Origin of the sequence: Paenochrobactrum pullorum, from assembly GCF_041929845.1 — a bacterium.
Lineage (GTDB): Bacteria > Pseudomonadota > Alphaproteobacteria > Rhizobiales > Rhizobiaceae > Paenochrobactrum > Paenochrobactrum pullorum.
Genome location: NZ_JBHEEH010000003.1, coordinates 178,233 through 203,738, shown reverse-complemented (window position 1 = coordinate 203,738; position 25,506 = coordinate 178,233). Strand labels below are relative to the sequence as shown.

Annotated in this window: 26 protein-coding genes and 1 pseudogene; 12 read left to right on the top strand and 15 right to left on the bottom strand. The window is 47.4% G+C overall.

All coding sequences use genetic code 11. The features are described 5' to 3' along the window. Positions 1-359 precede the first annotated feature (359 nt). Genes JNC77_RS08645 through JNC77_RS08635 form a run of 3 tightly spaced genes read left to right on the top strand, consistent with a single transcriptional unit; the run spans position 360 to position 4,113 of the window. Complete coding sequence (locus JNC77_RS08645; protein ID WP_374831499.1) at positions 360-1,364, top strand: ABC transporter substrate-binding protein; 1,005 nt, start codon at positions 360-362, stop codon at positions 1,362-1,364. Positions 1,365-1,367: 3 nt separating this feature from the next. After that, on the top strand, positions 1,368-3,041 hold the full coding sequence (locus JNC77_RS08640) for an ABC transporter permease (RefSeq protein WP_374831497.1): 1,674 nt from the start codon (positions 1,368-1,370) through the stop codon (positions 3,039-3,041). Position 3,042: 1 nt separating this feature from the next. Then, positions 3,043-4,113: an ABC transporter ATP-binding protein gene (locus tag JNC77_RS08635; RefSeq protein ID WP_374831495.1), complete on the top strand. Its 1,071-nt coding sequence runs from the start codon at positions 3,043-3,045 to the stop codon at positions 4,111-4,113. 79 nt (positions 4,114-4,192) lie between these two features. On the opposite strand, the gene JNC77_RS08630 is transcribed toward JNC77_RS08635, so the two are convergent. From JNC77_RS08630 to JNC77_RS08620, 3 genes are all read right to left on the bottom strand, one after another. After that, a complete protein-coding gene (locus JNC77_RS08630; RefSeq protein WP_374831493.1) occupies positions 4,193-5,476 on the bottom strand; it encodes a solute carrier family 23 protein in 1,284 nt (427 codons plus the stop codon). 363 nt (positions 5,477-5,839) lie between these two features. Then, a complete protein-coding gene (locus JNC77_RS08625; RefSeq protein WP_374831491.1) occupies positions 5,840-6,349 on the bottom strand; it encodes an outer membrane protein in 510 nt (169 codons plus the stop codon). Further along, positions 6,313-6,780 carry a TonB-dependent receptor domain-containing protein gene (locus JNC77_RS08620; RefSeq protein ID WP_374831489.1) on the bottom strand — a complete coding sequence of 156 codons (468 nt, stop codon included), beginning with the start codon at positions 6,778-6,780 and terminating at the stop codon, positions 6,313-6,315. Before JNC77_RS08620 ends, JNC77_RS08625 begins: the two co-directional genes overlap by 37 nt. Before the next feature lie 253 nt (positions 6,781-7,033). On the opposite strand from JNC77_RS08620, the gene JNC77_RS08615 reads away from it, so the two are divergent. The 3 genes from JNC77_RS08615 (at position 7,034) to JNC77_RS08605 (ending at position 8,743) form a co-directional block, all read left to right on the top strand. Further along, positions 7,034-7,306, top strand: a complete 273-nt coding sequence (locus JNC77_RS08615; protein WP_374831487.1) for a hypothetical protein — start codon at positions 7,034-7,036, stop codon at positions 7,304-7,306. Continuing rightward, positions 7,297-8,004 (top strand): hypothetical protein, encoded by a 708-nt coding sequence (locus tag JNC77_RS08610; protein ID WP_374831485.1) that lies wholly within the window; start codon positions 7,297-7,299, stop codon positions 8,002-8,004. Before JNC77_RS08615 ends, JNC77_RS08610 begins: the two co-directional genes overlap by 10 nt. A gap of 331 nt (positions 8,005-8,335) precedes the next feature. Further along, positions 8,336-8,743: a hypothetical protein gene (locus tag JNC77_RS08605; protein WP_374831483.1), complete on the top strand. Its 408-nt coding sequence runs from the start codon at positions 8,336-8,338 to the stop codon at positions 8,741-8,743. Between the two features lie 398 nt (positions 8,744-9,141). Here JNC77_RS08605 and JNC77_RS08600 read toward each other — a convergent pair. Then, positions 9,142-9,276: pseudogene (locus tag JNC77_RS08600) on the bottom strand (IS5/IS1182 family transposase); the annotation flags it as partial. 19 nt (positions 9,277-9,295) lie between these two features. Then, positions 9,296-9,502 carry a hypothetical protein gene (locus tag JNC77_RS08595; protein WP_374831481.1) on the bottom strand — a complete coding sequence of 69 codons (207 nt, stop codon included), beginning with the start codon at positions 9,500-9,502 and terminating at the stop codon, positions 9,296-9,298. A gap of 375 nt (positions 9,503-9,877) precedes the next feature. Here JNC77_RS08595 and JNC77_RS08590 point away from each other — a divergent pair, with 375 nt between their 5' ends. From JNC77_RS08590 to JNC77_RS08580, 3 genes are all read left to right on the top strand, one after another. Beyond that, entirely contained in the window at positions 9,878-10,900 is a 1,023-nt protein-coding gene (locus JNC77_RS08590) for an ABC transporter substrate-binding protein (RefSeq protein WP_374831479.1), read from the top strand. A gap of 153 nt (positions 10,901-11,053) precedes the next feature. Further along, complete coding sequence (locus JNC77_RS08585; protein ID WP_374831477.1) at positions 11,054-11,821, top strand: ABC transporter ATP-binding protein; 768 nt, start codon at positions 11,054-11,056, stop codon at positions 11,819-11,821. Continuing rightward, entirely contained in the window at positions 11,814-12,671 is an 858-nt protein-coding gene (locus JNC77_RS08580) for an ABC transporter permease (RefSeq protein ID WP_374831475.1), read from the top strand. Before JNC77_RS08585 ends, JNC77_RS08580 begins: the two co-directional genes overlap by 8 nt. Positions 12,672-12,753: 82 nt before the next feature. On the opposite strand, the gene otnC is transcribed toward JNC77_RS08580, so the two are convergent. The 10 genes from otnC to JNC77_RS08530 form a co-directional block, all read right to left on the bottom strand. Then, complete coding sequence (gene otnC, locus JNC77_RS08575; protein WP_374831473.1) at positions 12,754-13,392, bottom strand: 3-oxo-tetronate 4-phosphate decarboxylase; 639 nt, start codon at positions 13,390-13,392, stop codon at positions 12,754-12,756. 81 nt (positions 13,393-13,473) lie between these two features. Next, a complete protein-coding gene (locus JNC77_RS08570; protein ID WP_374831471.1) occupies positions 13,474-14,742 on the bottom strand; it encodes a TRAP transporter large permease in 1,269 nt (422 codons plus the stop codon). Beyond that, positions 14,739-15,218, bottom strand: a complete 480-nt coding sequence (locus JNC77_RS08565; protein ID WP_374831469.1) for a TRAP transporter small permease — start codon at positions 15,216-15,218, stop codon at positions 14,739-14,741. The genes JNC77_RS08570 and JNC77_RS08565 overlap by 4 nt, the downstream gene beginning before the upstream one ends. A 69-nt stretch (positions 15,219-15,287) precedes the next feature. Further along, entirely contained in the window at positions 15,288-16,289 is a 1,002-nt protein-coding gene (locus tag JNC77_RS08560) for a TRAP transporter substrate-binding protein (RefSeq protein WP_374831467.1), read from the bottom strand. Positions 16,290-16,348: 59 nt separating this feature from the next. Continuing rightward, positions 16,349-17,614 (bottom strand): 3-oxo-tetronate kinase, encoded by a 1,266-nt coding sequence (gene otnK / locus JNC77_RS08555; RefSeq protein WP_374831465.1) that lies wholly within the window; start codon positions 17,612-17,614, stop codon positions 16,349-16,351. 39 nt (positions 17,615-17,653) lie between these two features. Beyond that, entirely contained in the window at positions 17,654-18,388 is a 735-nt protein-coding gene (locus tag JNC77_RS08550) for an FCD domain-containing protein (protein WP_374831463.1), read from the bottom strand. Next, positions 18,385-19,287 carry a 3-hydroxyacyl-CoA dehydrogenase gene (locus JNC77_RS08545; RefSeq protein WP_374831461.1) on the bottom strand — a complete coding sequence of 301 codons (903 nt, stop codon included), beginning with the start codon at positions 19,285-19,287 and terminating at the stop codon, positions 18,385-18,387. Before JNC77_RS08545 ends, JNC77_RS08550 begins: the two co-directional genes overlap by 4 nt. A 638-nt stretch (positions 19,288-19,925) precedes the next feature. Next, on the bottom strand, positions 19,926-20,183 hold the full coding sequence (locus tag JNC77_RS08540; protein ID WP_374831459.1) for a CHRD domain-containing protein: 258 nt from the start codon (positions 20,181-20,183) through the stop codon (positions 19,926-19,928). Positions 20,184-20,508: 325 nt separating this feature from the next. Further along, positions 20,509-21,948: a MocR-like pyridoxine biosynthesis transcription factor PdxR gene (gene pdxR, locus JNC77_RS08535; protein ID WP_374831457.1), complete on the bottom strand. Its 1,440-nt coding sequence runs from the start codon at positions 21,946-21,948 to the stop codon at positions 20,509-20,511. 72 nt (positions 21,949-22,020) lie between these two features. Further along, positions 22,021-22,704, bottom strand: a complete 684-nt coding sequence (locus tag JNC77_RS08530) for an MOSC domain-containing protein (RefSeq protein ID WP_374831455.1) — start codon at positions 22,702-22,704, stop codon at positions 22,021-22,023. A 269-nt stretch (positions 22,705-22,973) separates the two neighbouring features. On the opposite strand from JNC77_RS08530, the gene JNC77_RS08525 reads away from it, so the two are divergent. The 3 genes from JNC77_RS08525 to JNC77_RS08515 all read left to right on the top strand — a co-directional run bounded on the left by JNC77_RS08525 (position 22,974) and on the right by JNC77_RS08515 (position 25,474). Beyond that, positions 22,974-23,492: a flavin reductase family protein gene (locus JNC77_RS08525; RefSeq protein ID WP_374831453.1), complete on the top strand. Its 519-nt coding sequence runs from the start codon at positions 22,974-22,976 to the stop codon at positions 23,490-23,492. A 26-nt stretch (positions 23,493-23,518) separates the two neighbouring features. Next, entirely contained in the window at positions 23,519-25,006 is a 1,488-nt protein-coding gene (locus JNC77_RS08520) for a 4-hydroxyphenylacetate 3-hydroxylase family protein (RefSeq protein WP_374831451.1), read from the top strand. Positions 25,007-25,093: 87 nt separating this feature from the next. Then, the gene (locus JNC77_RS08515; protein ID WP_374831449.1) at positions 25,094-25,474 is read left to right on the top strand and encodes a cupin domain-containing protein; all 381 of its coding nucleotides are present in this window, start codon (positions 25,094-25,096) and stop codon (positions 25,472-25,474) included. Positions 25,475-25,506: the final 32 nt, after the last annotated feature.

Sequence of the window (25,506 nt, the reverse complement as noted above, 5' to 3'; positions counted from 1 at the left end):
TCGGAATGGGGGCTGTCGTCAGCGCCTGTCGCATTTCTATTTTGCTGGGAACGTCGCAACTTTAACTTGCTAAAACACTAGCTAGCTTACTGAAAGATCTATGTTTGATTGATCTTCCCGCCAATTGTAGGTCGCCATCTATACGATTAAGCGTATTATATTTTGCCATCACATATGTGTAATGCCACCATTATGCGTATCCAAAATGTCATGAATTTCATATTTGTGGATCTTATTTCACAATTTAAAGACAGCGATTACATCCAGAGGTTGACACCACCCATTTCGGCAATATTAACTCCCAATGAATTTATGACATTTTCATGATATTTATATGATCATAAGGGAGGAGCGATCCGATGAAATTCCGTTTACGCTTTGCTACCATTGCAACAGCGGCCTTTGTCGCAATGGGTTCGGTTGTTACCACAGCGCAGGCTCTGATGGTTTATACCAGTGTTGATGAAGAAAATGCCAAGAAAATCCTCGATGCATTTACTGAGGATACAGGCGTTAAAGTCCAGATGGTATTTCTGTCATCAGGTCCTGCATTGTCACGTATTGAAGCTGAATCCAATCGTCCGCAAGCAGATGTCTGGTTTGGCGCACCCAGCGAAAATCACATTCTTGCCCAAGAACGCGGCCTGACAGAACCTTATGTTTCTGCCAATGCGGGAGACTTAACAGAGCAATTCAAAGACAAAGACGGCTATTGGCACGCCATTTATACAAATCCATTAGCTTTGGGTATTCGCACCGACATTCTTGAAAAGCGCAATGTGCCAGCACCCAAATCATGGGAAGATTTGAAAAATGAAGCCTATCGCGGCCTGATCCAGATGCCTTCCCCGCAAGCTTCCGGCACGGCTTATGCGGTTATCCTAACTCTGAACCAATTATGGGGTGAAGATGCGACTTTCGAATATATGAAAGCGCTCAACCCGAATATCCAAACTTATACTCAGAGTGGCACAGCACCAAGCGGCGCGCTTGGCGTTGGGGAAACCCCGATTGCACTGCAATTTTCACCAGGCTTTCTGAAGCTGGTGGATGAAGGCTTCCCTGTCAAAGTTGTATTCCCGGCTGAAGGCGTAGGCTATGAAGTCGCTGCCATGTCGATCCTCAAAGATGCAGCCAATCAGGATGAAGCCAAGAAACTGGTAGACTGGATGACCTCGGCAAAAGGTCAGGAGCAGCTTTCCAAAAACAAAACCTACTTCATGCCGATCCGAGGTGATGTCAATGCGGGCGAAGGTGTGCCGGCACTCAAGGATATCAAACTGATTTCCTATGATCCGGCATTTGCTTCCGCCAATCGTCAGCGCCTTGTTGACCGTTGGGTTGAAGACGTACTCGGACAATAACCAATGTTCAAAACAGCCCGATCGCAAATCCGTATTTTGGCGCGTGATCCAGTATTACTCGCTCTGATCGTCGTTATTTTTGCGTCGATCGCTGTTTTCGTAATCTTCCCGCTGGTCAAAGTCTTCTTAGCCAGTCTGCAACAGCGGGGAGACTGGACATTGGATAATTACGCAATCCTGTTTCAGCGCAAACTCTATCAGAATGCGCTGATCAACAGCCTGAGCGTCGGCGCTCTTGTCGGTATTATCGGCGTTATGATCGGTTATCTTGCCGCTTTCGTGCTCACACGTCTCGACGTGCCAGGCAAGAAACTGCTGCATTACCTCACAATTCTACCGATTATTTCACCACCCTTTGTCTCTGCTATTTCCATTCTGTTTCTGTTTGGCTTCAATGGCCTGATTACCAAACAGATCCTGCATCTGGATGCTTTCAGCATCTATGGCATGCATGGTGTTGTGCTCTCGCAAGTTTTCACTTTTGCACCGATTGCCTATCTTTCCTTGCGCGGCGTACTGGCTTCCATCAGCCCGACATTGGAAGATGCCGCACTCAATATTGGTGCCACACGATGGCAGACTTTCTGGAAAGTTACTTTTCCATTGTCACTACCAGGCATTGCCAGCGCATTTTTGATTGTGTTCATCGAATCCATGGCTGATTTTGGTAATCCGCTGGTGCTTGCAGGTGCTGCATTCCCGATGCTTGCCCCGCAAGCCTATCTGGAAATCACCGGCTCTTTCAATCTGGCACGTGGAGCAACTCTGGCAGTTATTCTGATCCTACCATCGCTCACTGCATTTGCCATTCAACGTTATTATTTGGCCAAACGTCAATATGTAACAGTTACCGGAAAACCAACCGCCAGCACTTCAAAAATCGTCAGCACTCCAATTAAATGGCTGCTTTACAGCCTGCTGCTGACATTTGCGATCATTGTCGTGCTATTTTATCTGGTTATTCTTCTCGGTGCATTTACGCAGGTTTGGGGCTTTAATTACACATTTACGCTCAATCATTTCTATTATGTCTTCGATGTTGGCCTTTCATCCGTTGTCGATACACTGATTATCGCGATCATCTCAACACCGATCAGCGGCCTTCTCGGAATGATTATCGCGTTCATCGTGGTTCGCCGTGCCTTTCCGGGAAAGCAATTGCTGGAATTTGGCTCGATCCTCTCTTATGCAGTTCCGGGAACTGTTGTCGGTATCGGCTATATTTTGGCCTTCAATGCACCACCATTCGTTCTGACGGGCACACTTGCCATTCTTGTTCTTTGTTTCGTGCTGCGCTATGTGCCGGTTGGTATCCAATCAGGCATTGCAGTTTTGCGTCAGATTGATCCTTCAATTGAGGAAGCTGCCCAAAATCTCGGTGCCACAACACTGACAACCTTCCGCAAAGTAACACTGCCATTGGTGGCACCTGCATTTTTCTCCGGTCTCGTTTATGCCTTTGTGCGTTCAATGACCGCTATCAGTGCTGCAATCTTCCTTGTTTCGGCCAATTGGAATCTGATGACAGTACAAATTCTTAATCAGGTCGGCTCAGGGCGGCTTGGTGTCGCTGCGGCCTTCAGTGTGCTGGTTATTCTGATTGTTCTGATCGCTGTTATGCTGATCAATGCCTTCGTAACCCGTATGACACGTCACACAAATATGGTTCGTTTTTAATATGACAGATGACGTAAAAATTATTGCGCTTCACAAGCAATTCACCAATCCGGAAAACCCGTCACAAACGGTACATGCGGTGCGTGATATCAATCTGGCAATTCAAAAAGGCCAGTTGGTAACGCTGCTCGGGCCATCCGGGTGCGGTAAAACCACATTGCTGCGTATGATTGCTGGTTTTGAAGAACCCACTTCAGGCGATATCATGTTCGGTGAAAAACGTATGAATGATGTGGCACCGAACTTGCGTGATGCGGCGATGGTGTTTCAATCCTATGCGATTTTTCCGCACCTTAATGTGTTTGAAAATATCGCCTTTGGTTTAAGGCTCAAAAAAATTAGCCGTTCTGTAATTGATCAACGGGTGAACCATGTGATGGAAGTGACTGGCTTGCAAGGCTACGCAACCCGTTCACCGAACCAGCTATCGGGCGGACAGCAGCAGCGCGTCGCTCTTGCACGCGCGATTGTGATGGAACCGAGCGTCTTATTGTTTGATGAACCACTGTCCAATCTCGATGCCAAATTACGCGAGCAAATGCGCGTGGAAATTCGTGAATTGCAGCAACGCCTTGGTATTACCAGCCTCTATGTTACCCATGATCAGGTAGAAGCGATGAGCATCTCCGACCTGATCGTAGTGATGAACAAGGGTAATGTCGAGCAGATCGGCACGCCTTATGAGGTTTATGCACGTCCGGCCACAAAATTTGTTGCAGACTTCATCGGCAAGGGCAATTTCCCGACTGCAAAAGTAACCGGAAAAGACAAAGTAGAGCTCGCAGGCGTAACTTTGGAATTAGGGCGTGAGACAGGTTTTGCTGAAGGTGACAATGTTACACTGATCGTACGCCCTGAAGCCGTGAAAATCCATGCAACACAAGGCGAATTCGCCAGCACAGTCAAACGCGCCATGTTCCTCGGCAATGTTGCGGAATATCTGATTGATGTGGATGGGCTTGGCGACTGGCTGGTTGATGTAGCAAGTCCTGCCGAGCATGGTCAATTTGCCACTGGTGAGCGCGTATTCCTCAGCCCTTCACGTGCATCTTTGCATCTGCTGCCAGTATAAGTAAACGTGACCAAAAATAGATAATAAAAAAACCGGCGGTAATAGCACCGCCGATTTTTTGTCATGTTATACTGATTAATCAGGCTTCGGAACGGCGTCCGATACCTAACAGCTGATACATAATCAGAGCTGCGAATGTAGATGTGCCGATACCACCGAGCGAGAAGCTACCAATAGTAATCGTGAAATCACCTGCACCAAAAATCAGTGCGACAGCGACGGTAAAAAGGTTACGCGGATCGGAGAAATCCACCTTGTTGACAACCCAGATACGCGCCATTGCCGAGGCAATCAAACCAAATACAGAAACCGCAAGACCAGCTAGTACCGGTGCCGGAATGGTTTGCAGAACAGCGCCAAATTTCGGCGACATGCTCAATGCCAAAGCCACAATCGCAGCAATGACAAAAACCAATGTCGAATAGACTTTGGTCATCGCCATAACACCGATATTTTCTGCATAGGTCGTCACACCGGTACCACCTCCGGAACCGGAGATCATGGTCGCAAGGCCATCACCAAGGAAACCGCGACCGATATAACGATCCATGTTCTGGCCGGTGATTGAACCCAGCGCTTTGATGTGACCAAGATTTTCAGCCACCAATACGATTGCAACCGGTGCAATCAAAGCAATAGCAGGCCAGCTGAATTCAGGCTTGGCAAAATGCGGCAAACCAAACCATGCTGCATTTTGTACCGAAGCAAAATCGATACCGTTAATAAGACCAAAGCCATTACCGAGTATCAGAACCAGCAAATAGCCAAAAACAAGCGCAAGCAGAACAGCAATACGGCGGGTCGAGCGCGGGCCATAGGCCGAGATCATTGCCATACAGAGCACTGTTAAAAGCGCAATAGTGATATGCGCGCCTGTACCTTTGAGCTGATTGACTGCAACTGGTGCCAGATTAAGGCCAATGGCGACACCAATCGCACCTGTAACCGCTGGTGGCATCAGTTTTTCAACCCAACCGGTACCAACGCCCATGACGATGAGACCGATCAGTGCATAAATCGCACCGCAAGCGATAATACCGCCAAGTGCAACACCAATATTAGCATTAGGCCCGCTACCGGCATAACCAGTTGCAGCAATCACCACAGCGATAAATGCAAAAGATGAACCGAGATAGCTTGGAACGCGACCGCCGGTTATAAAGAAAAACAGCAGCGTACCAATGCCCGAAAAAAACACCGCTACATTGGGATCAAATCCCATAATGAGCGGTGCAACAATTGTCGAACCCGACATTGCCAATAAGTGCTGAATTCCCATGGGAATCGCAGCGGAAGTCGGTAATCGTTCATCTGGTAAGACCGTGGCGTTATTTGTCAGGCGCCAGGTGGGAAAATAGGCCATCTTGTCCCCCAAGTTAAGGCATGTCGTGGAACGAGCCGAATAGCTTTCCAAGACGATAGGTATAAAAATAAACTGAATACTTTAACTGAACATTGCTGAATGCAACGAATTGTCGTGTAAACGACCTTGTATATCCGGCATTAGAATTTATTTCCAGTAGCGGATTTTTTATTCATTATTTAATTTCGCAAGAACCATGCCTGATTTGCCGATCAGGCTATTCTTTAATCATGCCAATATGTAGCCAGAGCCTTACCGATTTCTAGCGTGGCAGTTTATTTCTTCCCACTTCTGTAGGCTCAAATATGAAACGGCTTCAGTTCTAGAACTGAAGCCGTTTTTATTTAAGTGCGGATCGAACAATCAAAACCGATAATTAATACCGAGTTTGATCTGGTCAATTCTTGGCTTGCTGTCCCATTTATAGGTGGCGCCATTCAGTTCAGGCGTTTCAAAACCACCTTTTCGCAAATTGGTAAAACTATATTCACCACCAATACTGACCACAAAATTATTGGCAAACTGATAATCATACCCTAAATGCACACCCGCAATCGTCGTGTCCGCATTGCCAAAATTATAGACCAGTGCATTTTCACCATTCGTTGTAAAATCAGCCATCTGATAGCTGCTCGTACCACCACCCAGATGCAAACCAGCATAGAGTCCGCTCCAGTCATATGCATTTGCATTATCGAGATCAGCCCAGCCTTTGGGCGATGATGACGAGAAATCAGTGGTAAAACCAACGCGCAATGTACGCCCCGGCGACGGAATTCGGGTAAGACTTAATGGCTCGACATAATAAACATCCGTCAGATTTTCGACGGCAAAGCTTAATTTAGCAACTTCCGACAGTTTATGGATGCCCATAAATCTATCAGCGTGTACGGTTCCCACGGAATTTGTGTGATCATGCTGGCACCACCTGCATCAGGTGTCTGCGCATCGGCTGCGCGTGGTCCTATATGTGAAATACGACCGCTTAAGGAAAGGCGCTCATCCAGCAACGTCTGGCTTAAAGTCAGGCTCACCTGATATTCCGGTGGAACATAATTGGTCGCATAATCACTGGCGAGCGAAGGATTCGCACAAGTGTCACGCGTGATACAATATTCAATATTGGTGTAATAAGAACCCGCCAATTCTGCTGAAAAGCCCCCTTGTTCATAACGCGCAGAAAGATCAATACCTGCCATTTTGACCTGATCAATATTGCGGATGAGCATATTGCGACCATCCTTCAGCGTACGGTTGATATAATTATCAGTCGTGCTGTCGAAATAGCTTACTTTGAAACGCACACTGTCATCATTGTTGAAAATTGTAGGCTTACATCGCCTACGGAAGTGGCAAAGCGTGACGTATTGGAAATATCGGTGCCGCGCATCTGCGATTTTTTGGTAATCGCTCCCATGGACGCCGCCTTTAGATGGTGTTCAACACCGCCATTCTGCCACATTAAGGCTGTCGGGGAGCATCAATCCCATCAGAGCCGAAATTCTCCCCTAAATTCTGGGATTGTCAAGAGTTTAAAAATTAGAAACCATGCTTTGCATGGAACATATTGAATTGCAGCGCTTGAGCAAGGACGAACTGATTGATCTGGTTCTGAATTTGCGGCGCCCCTTGAACAACTCGAACGATTCATCCACGCGGCCATCCACGGACAAGAAAGTGCGGCGTGAAAGTTCACGTCCAGGCAATGCAAAACCGGGCCACGCACCGCAATTGAACATTACACAAAAAACCCTGAGTTTCGTAATCACCTGCCAGAGCATTTTGAGTGCTGTGACGATCTACAAGCTTGTAATACAGCAATGGAATTAATTGGCGAATATGACGAGATCGATTTTCCTCCGATCAGGGCTTATGTCATCCGTCATTGCTGTTTTGCCTGTGCGTGCACGCATTGTGGTGCGCCTGTTAAAAGGACGGCTCCAGCTGTTGCAGCAGGCACGCCTTTTGGTAAGCGCATTCATGCTCTGGCCATCTATTTGAAAGGATTCCAGGTGTTTTCTTGCAAGCGTCTGCGTGCCCTGTCGTTGGATATATTTGGCATCACGATAAGTGAACGCGTATCAATGAACATATTTCTGCGCTCCCATGCGCCCTTCAAACTGGAAGCGCATAAGACTCTCGCAATCCTTCGGTGTGCCAAGGTCGTTGTTAGCGCTGAGGCCAGTGTTCGCATTAAGGGGGCTAAATCGTATCATTGGGTGTTTCACTGCAAGAATGTCGTTGTTAATCAGCCAGATTATTCACGTTCCAGCCATTTCATAAATGAAATGATGGAAGGCCACGTACCGGAAGTCCGGATATTTGACCGGTATTCAGCTCAGCAAAATCTCGCAGATAATCAGCAAACCTGTCTGGCGCATCTGGTGCGCGATACAGCCTTTGCGCTTGAACAATGGTTCACCAAAGCGTTTGCTCTTACACGTGATATCAGCAGTTGCGCCGCGTCGAAGCTGGCAGTCAAAAAGCGAGAATTAAAAAACAGCTCAACAACATTCTCGATACGATAACAAATTGCGATTGTGTTCGTAAGCTACAGAACAAGATCGGCCGGGCGAAAGAGCAGCTTCTTGTCTTAAGCCGTTATCCCGGCGAGGTCGAAGCCACCAACAATGGCTCGAAGCAAAAACTGCAGCCAAGTGTGATCCAGCGCGAAGTAACTAATGGCTATCGTGCCAAGTGGACACCAAATGCCGAAGTCGACGTACGAACAATGGTCGATACTGCAAAGCATAAAGGCCAAAAATTTCTGCCAAACAATCCTCAATACCCTCGTTTAAGTCAAAATTGGCGTGGGTAATTACCCAAAAATTTTGCATATTCATTAAGGGAACATTCATTATGAATAAATTATTAAGAATATTTTATACAACTAAAAATTTATTAGTTACGTCGCATTTTGACAAAGATTTTATTAAAAGTTCAATTTTATTAATTAATATTCTGCCACGAGCTGATATTGAAAATATATTATCTTGTAGTTTTAATAAAGAAATTGTACTTGAAACAATAAAATCCATAACACATGATTATAATTTGATAATAAATGAGTATATAGAAAATCACATAGATCCTTATATTAAACATAACCTACGCAATAAGAGATACACAACTGATTTTTACAGAGATACTGCTGGCCAACGTGGCGCGCTAATATTTTTAAGTATTGTATATTATTGGGGGCAATTGCGACTATTATTGTCTCTGTTAGTACGATTTCTGGTAATGACACAAAAAATACTTCGTTAATAACGGGTATTATTTATATTATTATTTTCGTCTACACGATGGCCTCTATTGGTTATTTAACAATTGGAAGTAATGTTGCTAACGCTTGGGATATCGACAAGCAGCACATAGAGGCACTTATTAATCTTATGCAGGCAAGATTAGATGGAGTGACGGTTGGTTTTCTGCAGGCATCGTCAGGTCGCGATAGAGCCGGTACATCACCTGCGAACATGATATTTTTTCGCCCGGAGAGAACACAAAATTCTGTAACACGAAGACGTATGTCTTCTGCACGTATTGATATTGAGTAGTGGGTAATTATGGCTGCATAGCGTAGTTGCATGGGTGCGACTTTAGGCAAGATTGCCCTATCCTTTTTATTTCATTAGATGCGCGGAAATCGCTACGCTCAGGACTCATTGATTGATGCAAAAGATGATTATTGCCGCGATGCAAATTGCTGACATGAATGTATGGGCACATCGATCGAAGCGGGTGTGAACCCGTCTCCAGTCTTTGAGCTTTCCAAATATATCCTCGATCTTGTGGCGTTTTCGGTAGAGCGTGGCGTCATGCGCTATTGGTACTCATATTTGCAGTGTAGCTATCAGCAAAATTATTCAAACTTGCACCGATACCACCTTCGCAATAAAGAGCATATTTACCATTTGCCCAATGATATGCTCCCCCAAACACCAATATCAGCCCATGTTTTATTATTTGTAATATCAACTGATTTATATTTGCAATCACATATAAATCACTTGGAAGCAACATAATCCAGAATGTTCAAGCCGGCACATTAAATAATTTAATACGACAACCAACTGTTGTATCCTTGTCGCTTTTTTTCCACATTCACATCACTGCTGAAGCGAACCCATGCTCCATAACTATCTTCATTGGCAAAAATGCCCTATATGTGACCTTTAAATTAAAGTTTTATGCAGTAAATTGTTGTGAAATATCCGCAACGCGGTTAGAGAAGCGTGCTTACCCGTTTTGCTGAAACTCTTAGCCTTGCCTCATCTGTAACAGGCGCTATATGTTCTCAAGACTCAAGGGAACATGAGCCTGCTTCATTGTCTCCCAAGCCAGCCAACGTCATGAAAGTAAATGGCGCATATCGTGTCACCTTCGGGAGGAATAATAATGAGTTTTCTTTTAAATCGCCGTCAGACTCTGATTGGTATGGGTGCTCTGGGAACTGCCGCAGCTTTTGGCATGCCTGCACGTGCTGCAACCCGTAACCTTGCCGTACTGCACTTGGCCAGCCATGCGCCAAGCTTCATCGCTTTTGAGCGCGGTTATTATAAAGATGCAGGTCTTGATATCGAATTGAAATTTTTTGAAGCGGCACAACCTATGGCCGTTGCCATTGCCTCCGGTGATGCCGACTTTGGTGTAACCGCTATGAGTGGTGGCTTGATCAGTCTGGCACAAAAAGATGCAGTCAAAGTTATCGGCGGCGCACTGACAGAGGAAAAAGGCGTGACAGGCGCTATCATCCTTGCCTCCAACAAAGCTTATGATGCAGGTCTGACCGATCCATCAAAACTGGCCGGCAAAAGCTTCGGTATTACAACTGCCGGTTCGTCTTTCCATTTCATGGCGCATAAAATTGCTCAAGCCAACAATATCAAGCTTGCCGATATGCAGCTTCGCCCATTACAAAAGCTCGGTGCAATTGTCGGTGCCCTGACCACCGGGCAGATTGATGCCTGGGCGATCCAGCCGAATGTCGCAAAAAAGATGATCCGTGAAGGAGCTGCCAAGCAAATCGGTCTTGTATCCGATTATGCACCCGATTATCAGGTCACAACTGCGTTTACTTCGACCAAAAATGCCGCCGATGAGCGCGAAATGACTGAAGCTTTCGTCAAGGCTTACTCACGCGCCATTGCTGATTATAACGCAGCTTTCATTGATAATAAGGCCGATGATCAGGAGCGTGATGATCTGGCCAAGATTGTTCACAAATATGTTGAGAGCGACAGCCCGTTTGAAACAGCCAAACAAAATCTGGTTGACGGCGCGATGAAGATCAATGAAGGTCTGGCGATTTCAATGGGCAGTTGCGTTGAACAACTTGAATGGTTCAAGGCGGAAGGCATGGTTAAAGATGCCATCACCAATGAACAATTGTTTGACACATCTTACGTCAAAACAATTTGACTTTTGCTGAATACAGCGGGGGCGCCAACGCCTCCGCTAGAGCATGTCTCCCAAAAGTGGGCACCGGTTTTGGGATAAAGACATGCGTAAAAACAAAACGCTAGAGCGAGCACAGTGGATACGATTAAGTGCGACACGCTCTAAGGAGAACTCATGGATCTGAGACTTAAACATATCAGCCATTCTTATGGATCCGTTGAGGTACTGAAAGACATTTCGCTTGATATTCCTCAGGGTCAGATCGTCTGTCTTATCGGACCTTCGGGCTGTGGAAAATCAACATTACTACGTTTTTTAGGCGGGCTTGAGAAACCGCAATCGGGTGAAGTTTTGCAAATCGGCAATCCACCGCAAGATTGTCTCAATCCGCTCACCTATGTGTTTCAGCATTTTGCTCTGCTGCCGTGGCGTACTGTCGAGGGCAATATCAAGCTGGTGCTTGAGGATCATGGCTTAAGTAAAGGTGACATGGATGACATTGTCTCTGATGTTCTGGAGCGCACACGCCTTTCTGATTTCAGGCAGGCGCTGCCCAAACAATTATCGGGCGGTATGCGCCAGCGCGTGGCCATCAGCCGTGCTTTAGCCGTGCGTCCGGCTGTGATGCTGATGGACGAGCCGCTTTCTGCGCTCGACAGCCAGACGCGTGAACTTTTGATGGATGATCTGATTTCTCTGTGGACACGCCAGCCTTTTACGTCTGTTTATGTCACCCACAATCTGAATGAGGCTGTAAGATTAGGACATCGAGTGGTGGTTTTATCACGCCGTCCAGGTCAGATTCGTGAAATTGTTGATATTGATACACCACTCTGCGAACGCCATTTGGGCGACCCGGTTTTGGAACAAAAACAAAAACAATTGTGGGAATTGATGCGTGAAGAAGCAGCCGCCGCAGACAAGGAATTGGTAAATGTCTGACGTTACAACTTTGAAAACGGCGCAAGCGACATCAGAAGATAAAGAATTCAGCCAACATACTGCGCCGGTACGCCCCGTTCTGTTTCGTGGCGGAGGGTTTGCCCCGGTTCCTGTCAAAGGTGTAGGCATTAGTGTTTTTGTCGTGCTGATCATTCTTGCAGAGATCGGCACACGCACAGGCTTTATATCCAGCCTCACATTGCCGCGCCCCACTGCGGTTTTTGATACATTTGTGCAATTGTGGCAAACAGGCATGCTCTGGAAGCACTTGCTGCCCTCCTTGCAGCGCCTTGTCGTCGGTGCTTCGCTTGGCATTGTTGTTGGTGTATCTCTCGGCGTTTTGATCGGTCTTTTCAGTTATGTCCGTGCCGGTCTTGTACCACTGATTGCCGCCTTGTTTCCGATTCCGAAAATCGCACTTTTGCCGCTTTTTGTGATCTGGTTCGGCATTGATGAAATGTCGAAATATGCGCTCATTGCTTTTGGTACATTTACCCCGACCGTCGTCGCCACCTATGGCGCGGTCGACAATGTCGATCGTTCGCTCATCCGGATGGGACAAAGTTTCGGACTGAGCTGGTGGTCAATTGTTCGTAAAATCGTGATGCCGGGTGCATTTCCTGCTATTCTTTCCGGCCTGCGCGTATCAATTTCTATAGCGATTATTCTGCTCGTTGCCGCGGAAATGCTTGGCGCACAATATGGCGTTGGCTCGTATATTCTGGAAGCCGGCTCGCTTTATGATCTTGAAAAACTTTTTGCTGGCGTCACTATTTTGTCGGTGATGGGACTGATCGTGAATTTCATTATCAGCCAGATCGAAAAGCATTTTCTGAGCTGGCGCGGATAACCCGCGCACGTCAAATTGCAGATAAAAAATGCCGCGAGAGTTGATTAAAAAAACAACCGTCGCGGCATAATTATTGAAAGCTTTAGCTAAGGCTTTTAGCTGTCAATTCTGCAATCTCTGCCTCATTGAGGTAACGGATTTTTTGTCCATGCAGAATGAAAGCCAGACGAGCAGTTTCTTCCAGTTCTTCCGCATTATTCACCGCATCTTCAATATCTTTACCCAAGACAACAACGCCGTGAGACGCCAGTAAAAAAGCATTGACCGGATGTTTATTGGCGGCAATAACCAGATCACGGCCAATTTCTGCAGAACCCGGGCGATAATAAGGAATAACCGGCAGATATCCCACCCGCATGACATAATATGGTGTGAATGCCCGTAAAGCATTCTCCTGCGGCAGATCTTCAAGGCATGATAAGGCTGTCAGATATGTGGAATGCAGATGTACAATGGCACCCGCTTCGGGGCGGCAATCAAAAAGCTCTTTATGGAACATGAACTCTTTGGATGGCTTGGGGCCTGACAAAACCTCACCACCACCACTCACATGAGATAGTTTCTCAGATGTCAAACGTCCAAGACTGCCACCCGTCGGCGTCACCAGAAAGCCGCCATCAATACGCACCGAAACATTGCCGGCACCACCCACCGAATAGCCACGATCAAACATGCTGCGGCAAAGATCACAAAGCAGCTGCGCTTTTGCTTCACGGTTCATGACGGACACCTTTTCTTGTCAATTATAAAGTCAATAAGAGAATACGGCGCTTGGTGCCAAGCGTCGTATTCAAGATTTTTATTAGTGTGAGATCGCCCAGCTGGTAAAGCCCGGCCAATAGGTGACCAGCATCAGCACTGCAATCATAATGGCCCAGAATGGCAACATTGCACGGGTCAGCTTCATCACCGAAACGCCAGAAATACTACTGGCGAGATAAAGCGCTGTACCAACCGGTGGAGTGAGCAAACCGATGGTGAGGTTGATCACCATGATCAGGCCGAACTGTACCGGATCGACACCAAGTTGGTTGGCAACAGGTGCCAAAATTGGTGTCATCAGCAAAATGGCAGGACCGCTATCAAGAAACATACCGACAATCAGCAGCATAACATTGATGAGAAGGAGCAACAAAATTGCATTATCGGTGAGACCCAGAATAGCACCGGCAATCATCTGTGGCAGCTGAGCATTGGTCAACAACCAACCAAACAGCGATGTCGCAGCAATAATCGCGGCAATTACGGCTGTGCCGATTGCGGCTTCAATGCAGATCTGCGGAATCTTTGAGAAGGTGATTTCCTTATAGATGAACATACCAACAATGAAGGCATAGGCTGCAACAACTGCACCACCTTCAGTCGGCGTAAAAATACCCATCCGGATACCACCGATGATGATGACAGGCATCATCAAAGACCAGCTTGCATCTTTAAAACGTGCCCATTTTTCACCATTGCTGACACGACCTTCTTTTGGATAGCCATGTTTGCGGGCATAAAAATAAGAATAAAGTGCAAAGCCGAAACCAATCGCAAGACCTGGTGCAATGGCTGCCATGAAGAGATCGCCAATGGATGCCTGAGCTGAAACACCATAAATGATAATCGCAATACTTGGTGGCAAAATCAGTGCCAAACTACCTGATGAAGCCACCAGAGCAGCAGAAAAACCGGCATCATAATTGCGCTTTTTCATTTCCGGTATCATCACTGTGCCAAGTGCGGCCACATCAGCTACGCCGGAACCGGAAACACCACCCATGATCACACCACTGACCGATACCACATGCGCAAGACTACCGCGGATATTACCAACCAGAGATAAAGCAAAGCTAATGATACGGCGGGTAATGCCGCCATGCCCCATCAAGGCACCTGCCAGCATGAAAAGCGGGATAGCCATCAATGGAAATGAATCCACGGATGTGAAAAGGCGCTGCGCAAAAACCGCAATCGGGAAATCAAGATAGAGAATGGCAATGAGCGAAGCGATAGCAATGCCGAAAGCAACCGGCAAGCCAATCAGCAGGAAAAACGCAAAGCCGCCAAAAAGAATAAATGAGATCATTTCGCGTTTCCTTCGCTCAAAGTGGCGCGCTTCCATGCTTCACGCAGAGCGAAATAGCATAAGGTCAGGCCGCTGAACGGGATTACAGAATAGACAAGATACATCGGCAATCCGAGAGCCGCACTTTTCTGGTTCATACCAAATTTCATCAGTGCCAAACCACCGAGCAGCAACGCGCCGCCAACCACAGCAACTAACAGCGCGTTGAAAACGACCAGCTTATTGGAAAATTTGACCGGCAGCAATGAAACCAGAAAATCGAGCGCAATGTGCGCCCGCGATTGAAAGGCTGCCGCCATACCAAGAAAAGTAATCCAGACAAAAATATAGCGCCCTACTTCTTCAGACCAGCTTAAAGAATTGGCGAGTGCATAGCGGGCTAAGACCTGAGTGAATGTTACGCCCATCATTGCGAAAATCAGAGCCGCGATGATCCAAAGCAGGAAAGTATGTATCAGCTTATCGAATTTATCCAAGCTGGTTCTCCTCTGCACGTAAGCTTAAACTGCTGCCGCAAGTTAAGCGGCAGCAGCAGCTTGATAAAATTAACGTGCAAGTGCTGTAATAATACGGTTATAGAGATCAGTATTGACGGTTTTAGCGAAAGCTTCATGTGCAGTCACAGCAACAGCAGCAATCGAATCAACATCTGGGTTTGTGACCTGCAGGCCAGCAGCGACCATCTTTTTCAACATTTCTTCGGTCTGCGAGCGAACAGCTTCGTTTTCTGCAGCGGTTGCAGCAGCTGCTGCTTCGGAAACAATTTTCTGCTGTTCGGGTGACAGCTGGTTCCAGCGCAGTTCACTCATCGCAAGTGTGACATATTCAAACTTGTGATTGGTCATCGCCAGATATTTCTGCACTTCGCCGATACGACCACCATAGATGAACGGAATCGGGTTTTCTTGTGCTTCAATCACATGCTGTTCAAGGCCGGTGTAAACCTCACTCCATGCCATTGGTGTCGGATTGGCACCGATAGCGCGCCATGTGCTGACCATAGCCGGAATTTCAGGAACACGGATTTTGATGCCTTTGAGGTCATCAACACCATTGATAGGTTTGTTCGAAGTCACTTGACGTGAGCCGCGTTCCCACCAATCAAGAATACGTACATTCGCATTCTTCAAAACATTATCGGCAATTTCTTCACCGAGTTCGCTCTGAATGACTTTATCAAACTCATCTTGCGACTTAAACAAGTAAGGCAGTTCCAGCAGCTGGATGGACGGTTCGAAATTGCCCAGCACGCCGGCAATCAGACCAAAATCCACAGTCCCCATCTGCATGCCTTCAACCAAATCTCGGTCACCACCAAGAGTTGAGTTTGGATAGATGGCAAGGCTGATAGTACCGTTTGAACGCGCTTCCAGCTCTTCCTTAAACTTCTGCGCACCAAAGTGCCACAGATCCTGTTCCGACTGTATATGACCGAGTTTGAGCGTCAGAACGTCTTGTGCCTGAGTTGGCAAAGTGACCGTAAAAAGGCCAAATGCCGAAACAGCAACGCAAGATGCCAATTTGACGAACTTGCTGAATTTATTCATGTTATTTCCTCCAAACAAATATGTTTTGCAGCCTGTGGCGCAATTGACTGCAAAGCGGATTATTCGCCGCCCAAAATGCGATCTGCTTCGGCAAAAAATTCAGGGCCGCCGAAATTTCCGGATTTGAGAGCCAAAGCAAGTGCCGTTTTTCCATCCGGCAGAGTTGCGCGCAGAGCCGGAGCACCGGCCGCAATTTCAGGGCCTATTTCCAAAGCCGTGAGGTTCAGTGCCTCGACCACAGCACCCGAAGTTTCGCCGCCTGCAACAACCAGACGACCAACACCAGCAGCCACCAATGCATGTGCGATATCGGCAAAGAGACGCTCAATTGCATTGGCAACCACTTCGCGGCCAAAATTTTCCTGAGCCGCTTTCACAATTGCCGGATCAGCCGATGAATAAACAAGCGGTCTTTGTGCCTGTTGCATCGCCCATTGGGCAATTTCCTGCGCATCCAATTTACCGGAAACCGCATCTTCTGCAGTAATTTCAAACATCGGCAGGCCACCTTCACGGTGGACTGTTACCTGCCCGCGTGTTGCCATTGAGCAAGAACCCGAAAGCACAACACACTGGCCTGCAACGCCCTGCCAATCCGAATTATTGCCTGACAACAGCCCATCTTTGCGGAAGTTTTCAGGTAATCCCATAGCAATGCCGGAACCGCCGGTGACAAGCGGCAAACCATTTAACGCAGCACCAATTTCCATCAGATCATTGTCGGAAACTGCATCAACCACAATCAGCTGTGCGCCTTCTGCATCGGCTTTATCCAGTGCCGCGCGAATGGCATCAGCACCTTGGCTCACCGCATGAAAGCCCACATGACCAACCGGCATATCTGTTTGCAAAGAAAGCCAGCGGCGAATATCGGCATCCGTCATCGGGTTTAGCGGATGATGTTCCATGCCGCTTTCATTGAGTAGGCGGTCATTAACGAACAAATGCCCTTGATAAAGGGTGCGCCCTGCCCCCGGAAACACCGGACAAACAACCACTTTGCGTGCGTTCAGCTCTTTAGCCAAAGCAGCTGCAACAGGGCCGATATTGCCTTCAGCCGTGCTGTCGAAAGTAGAGCAATATTTAAACAAAAACTGTTTGCAACCTTGTGCCTGCAACCATTTCAATGCTTTCAATGATTGGGCAATGGCTTCATCGGCCGAAATGCTGCGCGATTTGAGTGCAACTACACCGGCTTCGACCGACTGGTCGGCATCTGTTGACGGCACACCGGAATATTGGGTGACACGCATTCCTTGTTTGGAAAGCGTATTTGCAAGGTCACTGGAACCAGTAAAATCATCGCCAATACAACCAAGAAGCATGGGGGAAACCTTATTTATTTTAATGGATATGAAGGCAGATCAGGCGGGATTATCGACCTGTTCGCGCACCTGCCAATATGTTTCAACGACAGTATCCAGATGCGCACGCATTGCCGCTTCGGCACGATCGGCATCACGATCACGGATTGCCTCGAAAATATTGCGATGGGCTGCCATTGCTTTTGTCAGAGCGTCCGGATGGCTGAGCGACATGCGGCGCTGATCTTCCAATAGTTCCAGCACCACATCATAAAGCGCATCCAGCAAAGAATTTTGCACAATACTGACAATGTACTGATGAAAGGCATCATCCGTTTTGGAAAACAGGTCATTATCACCGGCACTTTCAGCATTGGCGATCAGAAGTTTTTCCAATGCTGCAATATCTGCATCACTGGCAAGACGCGAGGCTTCACGCACCATCGCCACTTCCACGAAAATACGTGTTTTCTGGAATTCACGAATGCCTTCATCACGTGCAATCAGTAATTTTGCAGCCCCCGACAAGAGCTGCAAAAGTTCACGCGGATCAGGCTCCGTCACTCTGGTACGGTCGCCATTGGAAACGGCAAGAATGCCGGTTTTGTTCAGCCATAAAAGTGCTTCGCGCACGGCCGGACGTCCCACGCCATAATAAACCATCAAGTCACGTTCCGAGGGAAGTTTGTCCCCGATGGAGAGTTCACCTGACAAAATACGTGCCTCAATATCTTTGGCGATTTTATCAGACAGTCTTTCGCGACTTAAATGGGCTGGCGTGGAAAATCCGTTCATGCTCCAAGATCTTTCGTAATTGCGCGCTTCGCAGTCACGATTGCCGACAAGAAGCTGTCACGCCATTTACGACGTGCAGGCAAGTCATCTGCTGGAACCGCGTTGCGCATTTTATCCTCAATTGCCTTCACAAGTGCAGGAGTCCATTCACGCGGATCAGCCTGTTCTTTGGCAAGACCGTAATACATCGGCCCCAGATTAGCGCAATACTCGGAAACACCATTCGCGGCATTGAGATCAATGGTTGCGAAAGGTCCCATGAAGCACCAACGCAAGCCCAATCCATCAGAAACCGCAGCATCCACTTCCGCAGGAGTGCAAATACCGTCTTCAACCAAACGGAATGCTTCCCCAAGCAAGGCACTCTGCAAACGGTTGACCACAAAACCGTTGATTTCACGGGTCAATGTAATCGGGCTTTGGCCTAAATCCGCCATCAGCTGACGGGTGAAACTCAAAGCGGCAACATCCGTCCACGGAGCCGGGATCAGTTCAACCAAGGGAATGAGGTGGGGAGGATTGATCGGATGCGATACAAGGCAGCGCTCGGCGTTTTTCAAACCTTCGGTGAATACTGATGCCGGAAAGCCGGATGTCGAGCTGCCAACAATGGTATTGGGCGCCAAAAACGCATCCATTTCCTTGTAGAGAGCCTGCTTGATCGGCAGGCGTTCGGGCGCACTTTCCTGCACATAATCAACACCCGATAATGCATCTTCAAGGCTGGTTGCAACACGGCACTGTGCAGCATAGCTCGGGTTAGCAGCAACAACAAAAGCAACAGCGGCTTCAGCTGCTTGCGGGTTCTGGTCAAAGATCGCCAGCTCATGACCGGCGCGTGCAAAAACAAGTGACCAGGATGATCCGACGACACCGCAACCAACAATAGCAATCTTCATTCTATATTCGTCCTTAATGCTTTTACAAATAACAGAGCCACAACGCGCTGCCGACCATTGCTGGCCATAACTGATCGTTTCAAGGATTGATCGAAAAGTTAGATGTTCAAAAGCCCGATGCAGTGCCGATTTTAGCGACGTGCAATCACAAACAAACCTGTAGCGAGCTTTTCAGAAATCCTCCCCGAACTACTCCTCGTAGTGGTATGACAGGTTAATGTTTAGTATGTCATACTGTCAAGCAGGGATATGAATAATCGTGCCATCTTGCAGCCACAGAAATTACTTTAAGAGCCAGCACATCAATATTTTCAAAACGTTAAGCTGGGATAATTTTACTGCAAAGTAGCATTTAAGCTGTTCATAAGCAGCGTGAAAGCAATGCAAAGAATTGAAAAAATAAACCAAAACACATCATCAGTGGTGCGCATAAACACAATCGTGCAATATTCCCAAACAAGATTCCGGCACCATGTGCTATTAAAATGGTGCCGGAAAATTGGGTTGTGCCTTGAGGAAAAGATTCTGTTTAGTTTATGTCCGGTCTATTCTGGCGTGAGCTGACCAAGCAAAACGCCCATCGGATTTTTCTTGGTATGAATATTGAAATACCACAATCCTCTAACCAAACCGTCTTCTTACTCTTTGGTAAGTGTTTGCTGCCCCACAATAGGACTTAGTAACTGATCGGGCGGAATATTGATAATAATGTCGGCATTTTGCGCAGGTGACGCAGGGCCGTGAAAATGTGCGGCAACAGGCGTTTGATCCGTACCGGTCAAGCCCGAATAGGATATTTTCCACTGTAAAACCTTTGTCTTTCTATCATATTCAGCGGTCAATTCTCCCGTTTCTTTATTATTGGGAACAGGTAGAATTTCGTTATGCGGCGACAATGCACTATTAAAATTATAGCTTATTTTTTGATCATTCTCGCAAACAGTGATGATATTACCGTCAGGGTTAACCTGTTTTGTTACGCGTCCGGCATAAGCGAAAAACGATTATTTCCGGTAATGCAATATAGGTTGCGGTTTCACCTTTAACCTTTGATTGAACGGCGAGCGAAAAGCTCGAATATGAATTGTCAAAATAATTTTCATTACTTTTTTTGATGCTGGAATCATGGCCGTAGTCATGCAACTCCGTCTTATGTTCGGCATATATGCGTCTCTCTTTAATTGCCGCCTGTCATCTAAGAAACTAGGTTTGGTACTTTTCTCAGGCGGGTTTTGCCCTGACCAAAATTTGAATAGCGCGGCTCAATTCTTCTTCATTCATGCTGGCAAACCCTAAACGAAACGCTTCAATGGGCTGCGTTTCATCCAGTGAATAATGAATGCCCGGCAACAATGCGAGTCCCAAACGTGTGGCATTTTCCGACCATTCCTGAGCGTTCAAGCCATGTTTCAGGCGCAACCAAATCGCCAGACCACCGGACGGCAGTGTAAATTCCACATCATCACCAAGGCGCTCGGTCAAAATTTCCGCCAGAAAATCACGTCTCGCGTGATAAATCCGCCGCGCTTTACGTGCATGGCGTTTCATAGTGCCGTCAGCAATCAGACTGCTCAATGCTAATTCCAGCGGTACATCACCCTGACGGTCAATAGCCTCGCGCTGCAATGCCATTTTTTTCAAAATATCTTGCGGTGCGATGGCATAACCCACACGAATACCGGGTGCCAAAAGCTTGGATAATGAACCTAAATAGATGATCGGCAGATCTTTATCAGCACGTGCACGCAGCGGCAAAACAGGGCGTCCATCATAGCGATATTCACTATCATAATCATCCTCGATAATGGTCAGCCCATAACGGCGCGCAATGTCGATCAGACGCAAGCGCCGTGCAGCGCCCAATGTGACGGTGGTCGGATATTGATGATGCGGGGTGATATAAACCGCACGCAAAGTTTTATCGCGTTTGGCGATTGCCTCAAGCACATCCACATCAATACCGGCATCATCCACCGGAATGCTGATAAGATTGGCGCCAGCAGCTCGAAAAGCTGCCCATGCCAGCGGATAACCCGGATTTTCCACGGCAATGCTGATACCGCTTTCGGCAATAGCGCGTGCGGCCAAAAACAGTGCCATCTGGCTACCGCGTGAAATCAAAATATCTGGTTCAGATGCAATCAGCCCGCGTTCTGCATTCAGATAAGTTGAAAGATTAGAGCGCAAATATTCGTTTCCATTGGCGCTGTCATTGGACTGATTATCCAAAAAACTATTGCTGGTTAAAGCACGGCGGAATGCCTGACCAAATGGCACAATCGGCAACAGCCGCGCATCCGGCGCACCATCGGAAATATTCCATAAATATTGGCGGGATTTGCGTTTAAAAGACCTGGCATTCACATCATCAGATTGCGTATTGTGTGTTTTCAATAGATCCGGCAGATCATCCGCCACAAATGTTCCGCGTGAGGCAACGGCATTGAGCCAGCCTTGCATGGTCAGCTCATGATAGGCCGCATCCACCGTGTTGCGGTTTAATTTGAGGTTTTTGGCAAGCGAGCGTGTACCCGGCAAAGCGTCACCTGGTTTTAAGCGGCCGCGCTCAATTTCAGCAATGATTGTGCGTGCCAGCGCCAGAAAAATCGGCTCGCCATCTTTGACCCTGACTTCAATTGCTAATGTTGTACCTTTTCCCATATCACCGATCAGTTCTTAAAAATGCAGTCGACGGACATGCTGTTGGTTCGAATTGAATGAATGGTTTGTCTGTTAGGCATCACCTTGTAATCGTCGGCTCCAGTCTTCGACTTTACCGGAGCCCAAGCGCTTGCTGGCATATAGCCGCCAGCTATCGGCCAGCGGTTCTAATGCTGCCATCTCGCTTAAAAGATTATGATTGAGCGTATCGACATAAAGAACATGCCATGTTTTGCGAATGGTCCATTCTGGCGCCAGCCGGTCAGCCAGTTTCAACGCATCACCGGCCTGTACACAGCCTTGCTGGAGCACACGATAATACCAGCCGGTACGGCCGGTTTTTTGCAAACGCAAAGCCATATCTTTGGTGTCGAAACGGATATTCAATTTCCAGCAAGGTTGGCGTCCCTGACTTACTTGAATGACCGCCTCACCAAGTTCAAAAATATCGCCGATAGCAATAGTATCTTCGCTGATGCCGCGGGTGGTCAGGTTTTCACCAAAGGCGCCGGGCTGCTTTAAAATATCATGATCGCCGATCTCATTGCGCCAGATCTGATAATGATCAAAATCATAATGATGCACCGCTTTTTCAGGCCCGCCATGATGTTTGCGGTCGCCCTGCTCATCATTGATAAAACCTTCAAGACCCAACCAGCATTTTTCACGCACCGGCAATTTGCCAATCGCACTTGGCAGATTGCGCGGGCCGTAGGGAACAACAGATCCAACTAAAAGCTGATCAATTATAATCATTCGAAAAGCCTCTGAAGCTTAATAAAAAAATTATATTCTGTAAGTTGCCATAATGTATAACCGGATGAGGCAGATGATCCAGATTATTTATATCAACTAGGCCGGTTGATTCAAAACTCTATTATTTATTACAAGCCGGATTTTTTCCAATTTCCAGACAACTAACGTTTTTATGCTCTCAACGATTGAAAATTTATCACTTCCTAATTGACACTCACAAAAATAGCTTTATTAATTAGCTAAATTACATAGCTGAATGGGAGGAAACCATGGATCAGCGCCAATTACGTAATGCACTGGCAGAATATGCCACCGGCGTTACAATTGTGACCGCATTGGCGAAAAGTGGTGAGCGGATAGGCATGACGATGACATCGTTTAATTCGGTGTCTCTCGATCCCGCACTTATTCTTTTCAGCATCGGTGTCAACGCTTATAGCTTGAGCGCTTTTGAAGAAGCCGAGGCCTATACGGTCAATATTCTGGCCAGCGGTCAGGAAAAGCTTTCCAACCAGTTTTCCCGTGCAGCCAGTGATAAATGGGCTGGCGTTCATTACACCGAAGGCCATAAAGGTGTACCGCGCATCACCAATGCAATTGCGCATTTTGAATGCGAGCCTTTCGCCTGTCATGAGGGCGGCGATCACAAAATTTTCTTAGGCCGCGTCGTCAACTTCAGTACATCAGCCATTGAAGCAGAACCTTTGCTGTTCTTCCGCGGCCGCTATCACAGCGTTACTGGCCCGCGCATTGACGTGCCTGAATGGCCGCTTCCGTCTCATTACTAATTTTTTGAAACTACAGGGAGGAGACTATGTCTCAAAAAGGTACAAAGACTGGTCAGCAGCATTTGGAAAGCCTGCGTGATGGCCGCGAGATTTTCATCAACGGCGAACGCGTTGACGATGTCACCACGCATCCGGCATTTAAAAATGTAGCACAATCGGTCAAACAGATTTTTGACTTTGCCAAGGCGCCGGAAAACGAAGACCTGATGACCTATGTCACACCTGAAGGTCATCGGGCCAATCGTATTTGGGAATTGCCGAAAAGCTATGAAGAGCTGAAAAAGCGCCGTGCCGGTCTTGAAGGCTGGACAGAAATTCATGGCGGTTTCTTAGGTCGCGCGCCTGATCACGTCGCATCCTGCATTGCCGGTATGTATATGGGGTTGCCGGTTTTTGAAGAATATAACGCGAAATTTGCGCAAAACCTTGCCAATTACTACCAATATGCCCGCGATAATGACCTTTATCTGACCTATGTCATCATCAATCCGCAGGCCGACCGCTCGAAAAACGCAGCCGAACAGGCTGATCCGTTTTTGACGGCCGGTGTGGTAGCGCGTGATGACGAAGGACTTACCATTCGCGGTGCCAAAATGCTGGCAACCGGCGGCGTTGTTGCCAACGAAGTTTTCGTCACCTGCATCCAGCCGATGAAGGCCGGTGAAGAAGCTTATGCGGTTTCTTTTGCTATTCCGATGAATGCAAAAGGCCTCAAAATCATGTCGCGCAAGTCCTATGAGCAGGCAGCACCTTCTGTTTTTGACAATCCTTTGGCCAGCCGTTTTGATGAAAACGATGCAGTGCTTTATTTTGACGATGTGAAAGTGCCTTGGGAGCGTGTCTTTATCGATGGCGATGTCGCTATGTGTGCCAAGCAGTTCCATGCCACACCTGCACATGTCTACCAGAACTATCAGGCGATGATCCGTTTGGCGGTAAAACTGCGTTTTCTGATTGGTATTGCTAAGAAAACCACCGACATTAACGGTATTTCCCAGTTCCCTCAGGTGCGTGAAATGCTTGGTCAGCTGGCAGCAGAAGTCACCATGGTGGATTCAATGGTTGCGGGTATGGAAGCCAAAGGTCATTTTGCCGGTGAATATTTTGTGCCAGATGCTGCAACCCTTTACAGCGCACAGGTTCTTACCCAGCAGCTTTACCCGAAAATCCTCAATACTTTACGTGAACTGGCTGGCGGCGGCATGATCATGTTGCCGTCTTCGGTTGAAGATTTCGGCAATCCGGAACTGGCAGAGCTGATTGACAAAACCCAACAGTCACCGGCAGCATCCTCCAGAGAGCGCGTTAAATTTTATAAGCTCGCCTGGGATGCGGTTGGCTCTGAATTCGGTTCCCGCCATCACCAGTATGAAATGTTCTATGCGGGTGCGACTTTCGTCACCAAAAACCACTCGTTCAGAACCTATGACTGGTCATCAGCCGAGCGCGTCGTTGACGGCATTATGAATTCTTACACGCTGGAAGACAGTCTTGCAGCGGTAAGCAAAGCCTGATGAGGCCAGACTTGCTGCAAATGCAGAAGTCTTTCTAAAATCACCGGCGTTTAAGCGCCGGTGCCCCTTTCAAACAAGGAGACAAAAATGGCTGTTAACAAGCTTCATGACGAGTTCCACACACTTGATATGTCGAGCGGCTGGGAAGTTCCGGCAGGTTATCCTGAAGGTATCAAACAGAAAATCATTTCCGGTGCGCTGGATGAGGTTAACAATCGCGGCTCGCGCACCCGTTTACTGCGTTTTGATGCCGGTGTTTATACCACTGCACCTTTCGAGCATGAATATTGGGAAGAGGTTTACCTCTTGTCAGGCGATCTGACAGTGGGCAATGATGCTAATGGCGAAGGTGGCGTGAGCTATCCGCCAAACACCTATGCTTGCCGTCCGCCGCATGCGCCACATGGCCCTTTCAAATCTGAAAACGGCTGCATGCTGCTCGAAATTCATTATTTCGATCCGGTATAAAAAACAAAGTGCTTCCGGCATTGTGTCGGAAG

Bases quoted from the DNA above. Each gene is read 5' to 3' on its own strand.
- JNC77_RS08550 (WP_374831463.1), bottom strand. From the start codon at position 18,388: ATGAACGGATTTTCCACGCCAGCCCATTTAAGTCGCGAAAGACTGTCT.
- JNC77_RS08640 (WP_374831497.1), top strand. From the start codon at position 1,368: ATGTTCAAAACAGCCCGATCGCAAATCCGTATTTTGGCGCGTGATCCA.
- JNC77_RS08515 (WP_374831449.1), top strand. From the start codon at position 25,094: ATGGCTGTTAACAAGCTTCATGACGAGTTCCACACACTTGATATGTCG.
- otnK (WP_374831465.1), bottom strand. From the start codon at position 17,614: ATGCTTCTTGGTTGTATTGGCGATGATTTTACTGGTTCCAGTGACCTT.
- JNC77_RS08595 (WP_374831481.1), bottom strand. From the start codon at position 9,502: ATGTTGCTTCCAAGTGATTTATATGTGATTGCAAATATAAATCAGTTG.
- JNC77_RS08630 (WP_374831493.1), bottom strand. From the start codon at position 5,476: ATGGCCTATTTTCCCACCTGGCGCCTGACAAATAACGCCACGGTCTTA.
- JNC77_RS08560 (WP_374831467.1), bottom strand. From the start codon at position 16,289: ATGAATAAATTCAGCAAGTTCGTCAAATTGGCATCTTGCGTTGCTGTT.
- JNC77_RS08520 (WP_374831451.1), top strand. From the start codon at position 23,519: ATGTCTCAAAAAGGTACAAAGACTGGTCAGCAGCATTTGGAAAGCCTG.
- JNC77_RS08525 (WP_374831453.1), top strand. From the start codon at position 22,974: ATGGATCAGCGCCAATTACGTAATGCACTGGCAGAATATGCCACCGGC.
- JNC77_RS08545 (WP_374831461.1), bottom strand. From the start codon at position 19,287: ATGAAGATTGCTATTGTTGGTTGCGGTGTCGTCGGATCATCCTGGTCA.
- JNC77_RS08645 (WP_374831499.1), top strand. From the start codon at position 360: ATGAAATTCCGTTTACGCTTTGCTACCATTGCAACAGCGGCCTTTGTC.
- JNC77_RS08570 (WP_374831471.1), bottom strand. From the start codon at position 14,742: ATGATCTCATTTATTCTTTTTGGCGGCTTTGCGTTTTTCCTGCTGATT.
- JNC77_RS08610 (WP_374831485.1), top strand. From the start codon at position 7,297: ATGGAATTAATTGGCGAATATGACGAGATCGATTTTCCTCCGATCAGG.
- pdxR (WP_374831457.1), bottom strand. From the start codon at position 21,948: ATGGGAAAAGGTACAACATTAGCAATTGAAGTCAGGGTCAAAGATGGC.
- JNC77_RS08615 (WP_374831487.1), top strand. From the start codon at position 7,034: ATGGAACATATTGAATTGCAGCGCTTGAGCAAGGACGAACTGATTGAT.
- JNC77_RS08580 (WP_374831475.1), top strand. From the start codon at position 11,814: ATGTCTGACGTTACAACTTTGAAAACGGCGCAAGCGACATCAGAAGAT.
- JNC77_RS08625 (WP_374831491.1), bottom strand. From the start codon at position 6,349: ATGGGCATCCATAAACTGTCGGAAGTTGCTAAATTAAGCTTTGCCGTC.
- JNC77_RS08530 (WP_374831455.1), bottom strand. From the start codon at position 22,704: ATGATTATAATTGATCAGCTTTTAGTTGGATCTGTTGTTCCCTACGGC.
- otnC (WP_374831473.1), bottom strand. From the start codon at position 13,392: ATGAACCGTGAAGCAAAAGCGCAGCTGCTTTGTGATCTTTGCCGCAGC.
- JNC77_RS08590 (WP_374831479.1), top strand. From the start codon at position 9,878: ATGAGTTTTCTTTTAAATCGCCGTCAGACTCTGATTGGTATGGGTGCT.
- JNC77_RS08605 (WP_374831483.1), top strand. From the start codon at position 8,336: ATGAATAAATTATTAAGAATATTTTATACAACTAAAAATTTATTAGTT.
- JNC77_RS08585 (WP_374831477.1), top strand. From the start codon at position 11,054: ATGGATCTGAGACTTAAACATATCAGCCATTCTTATGGATCCGTTGAG.
- JNC77_RS08635 (WP_374831495.1), top strand. From the start codon at position 3,043: ATGACAGATGACGTAAAAATTATTGCGCTTCACAAGCAATTCACCAAT.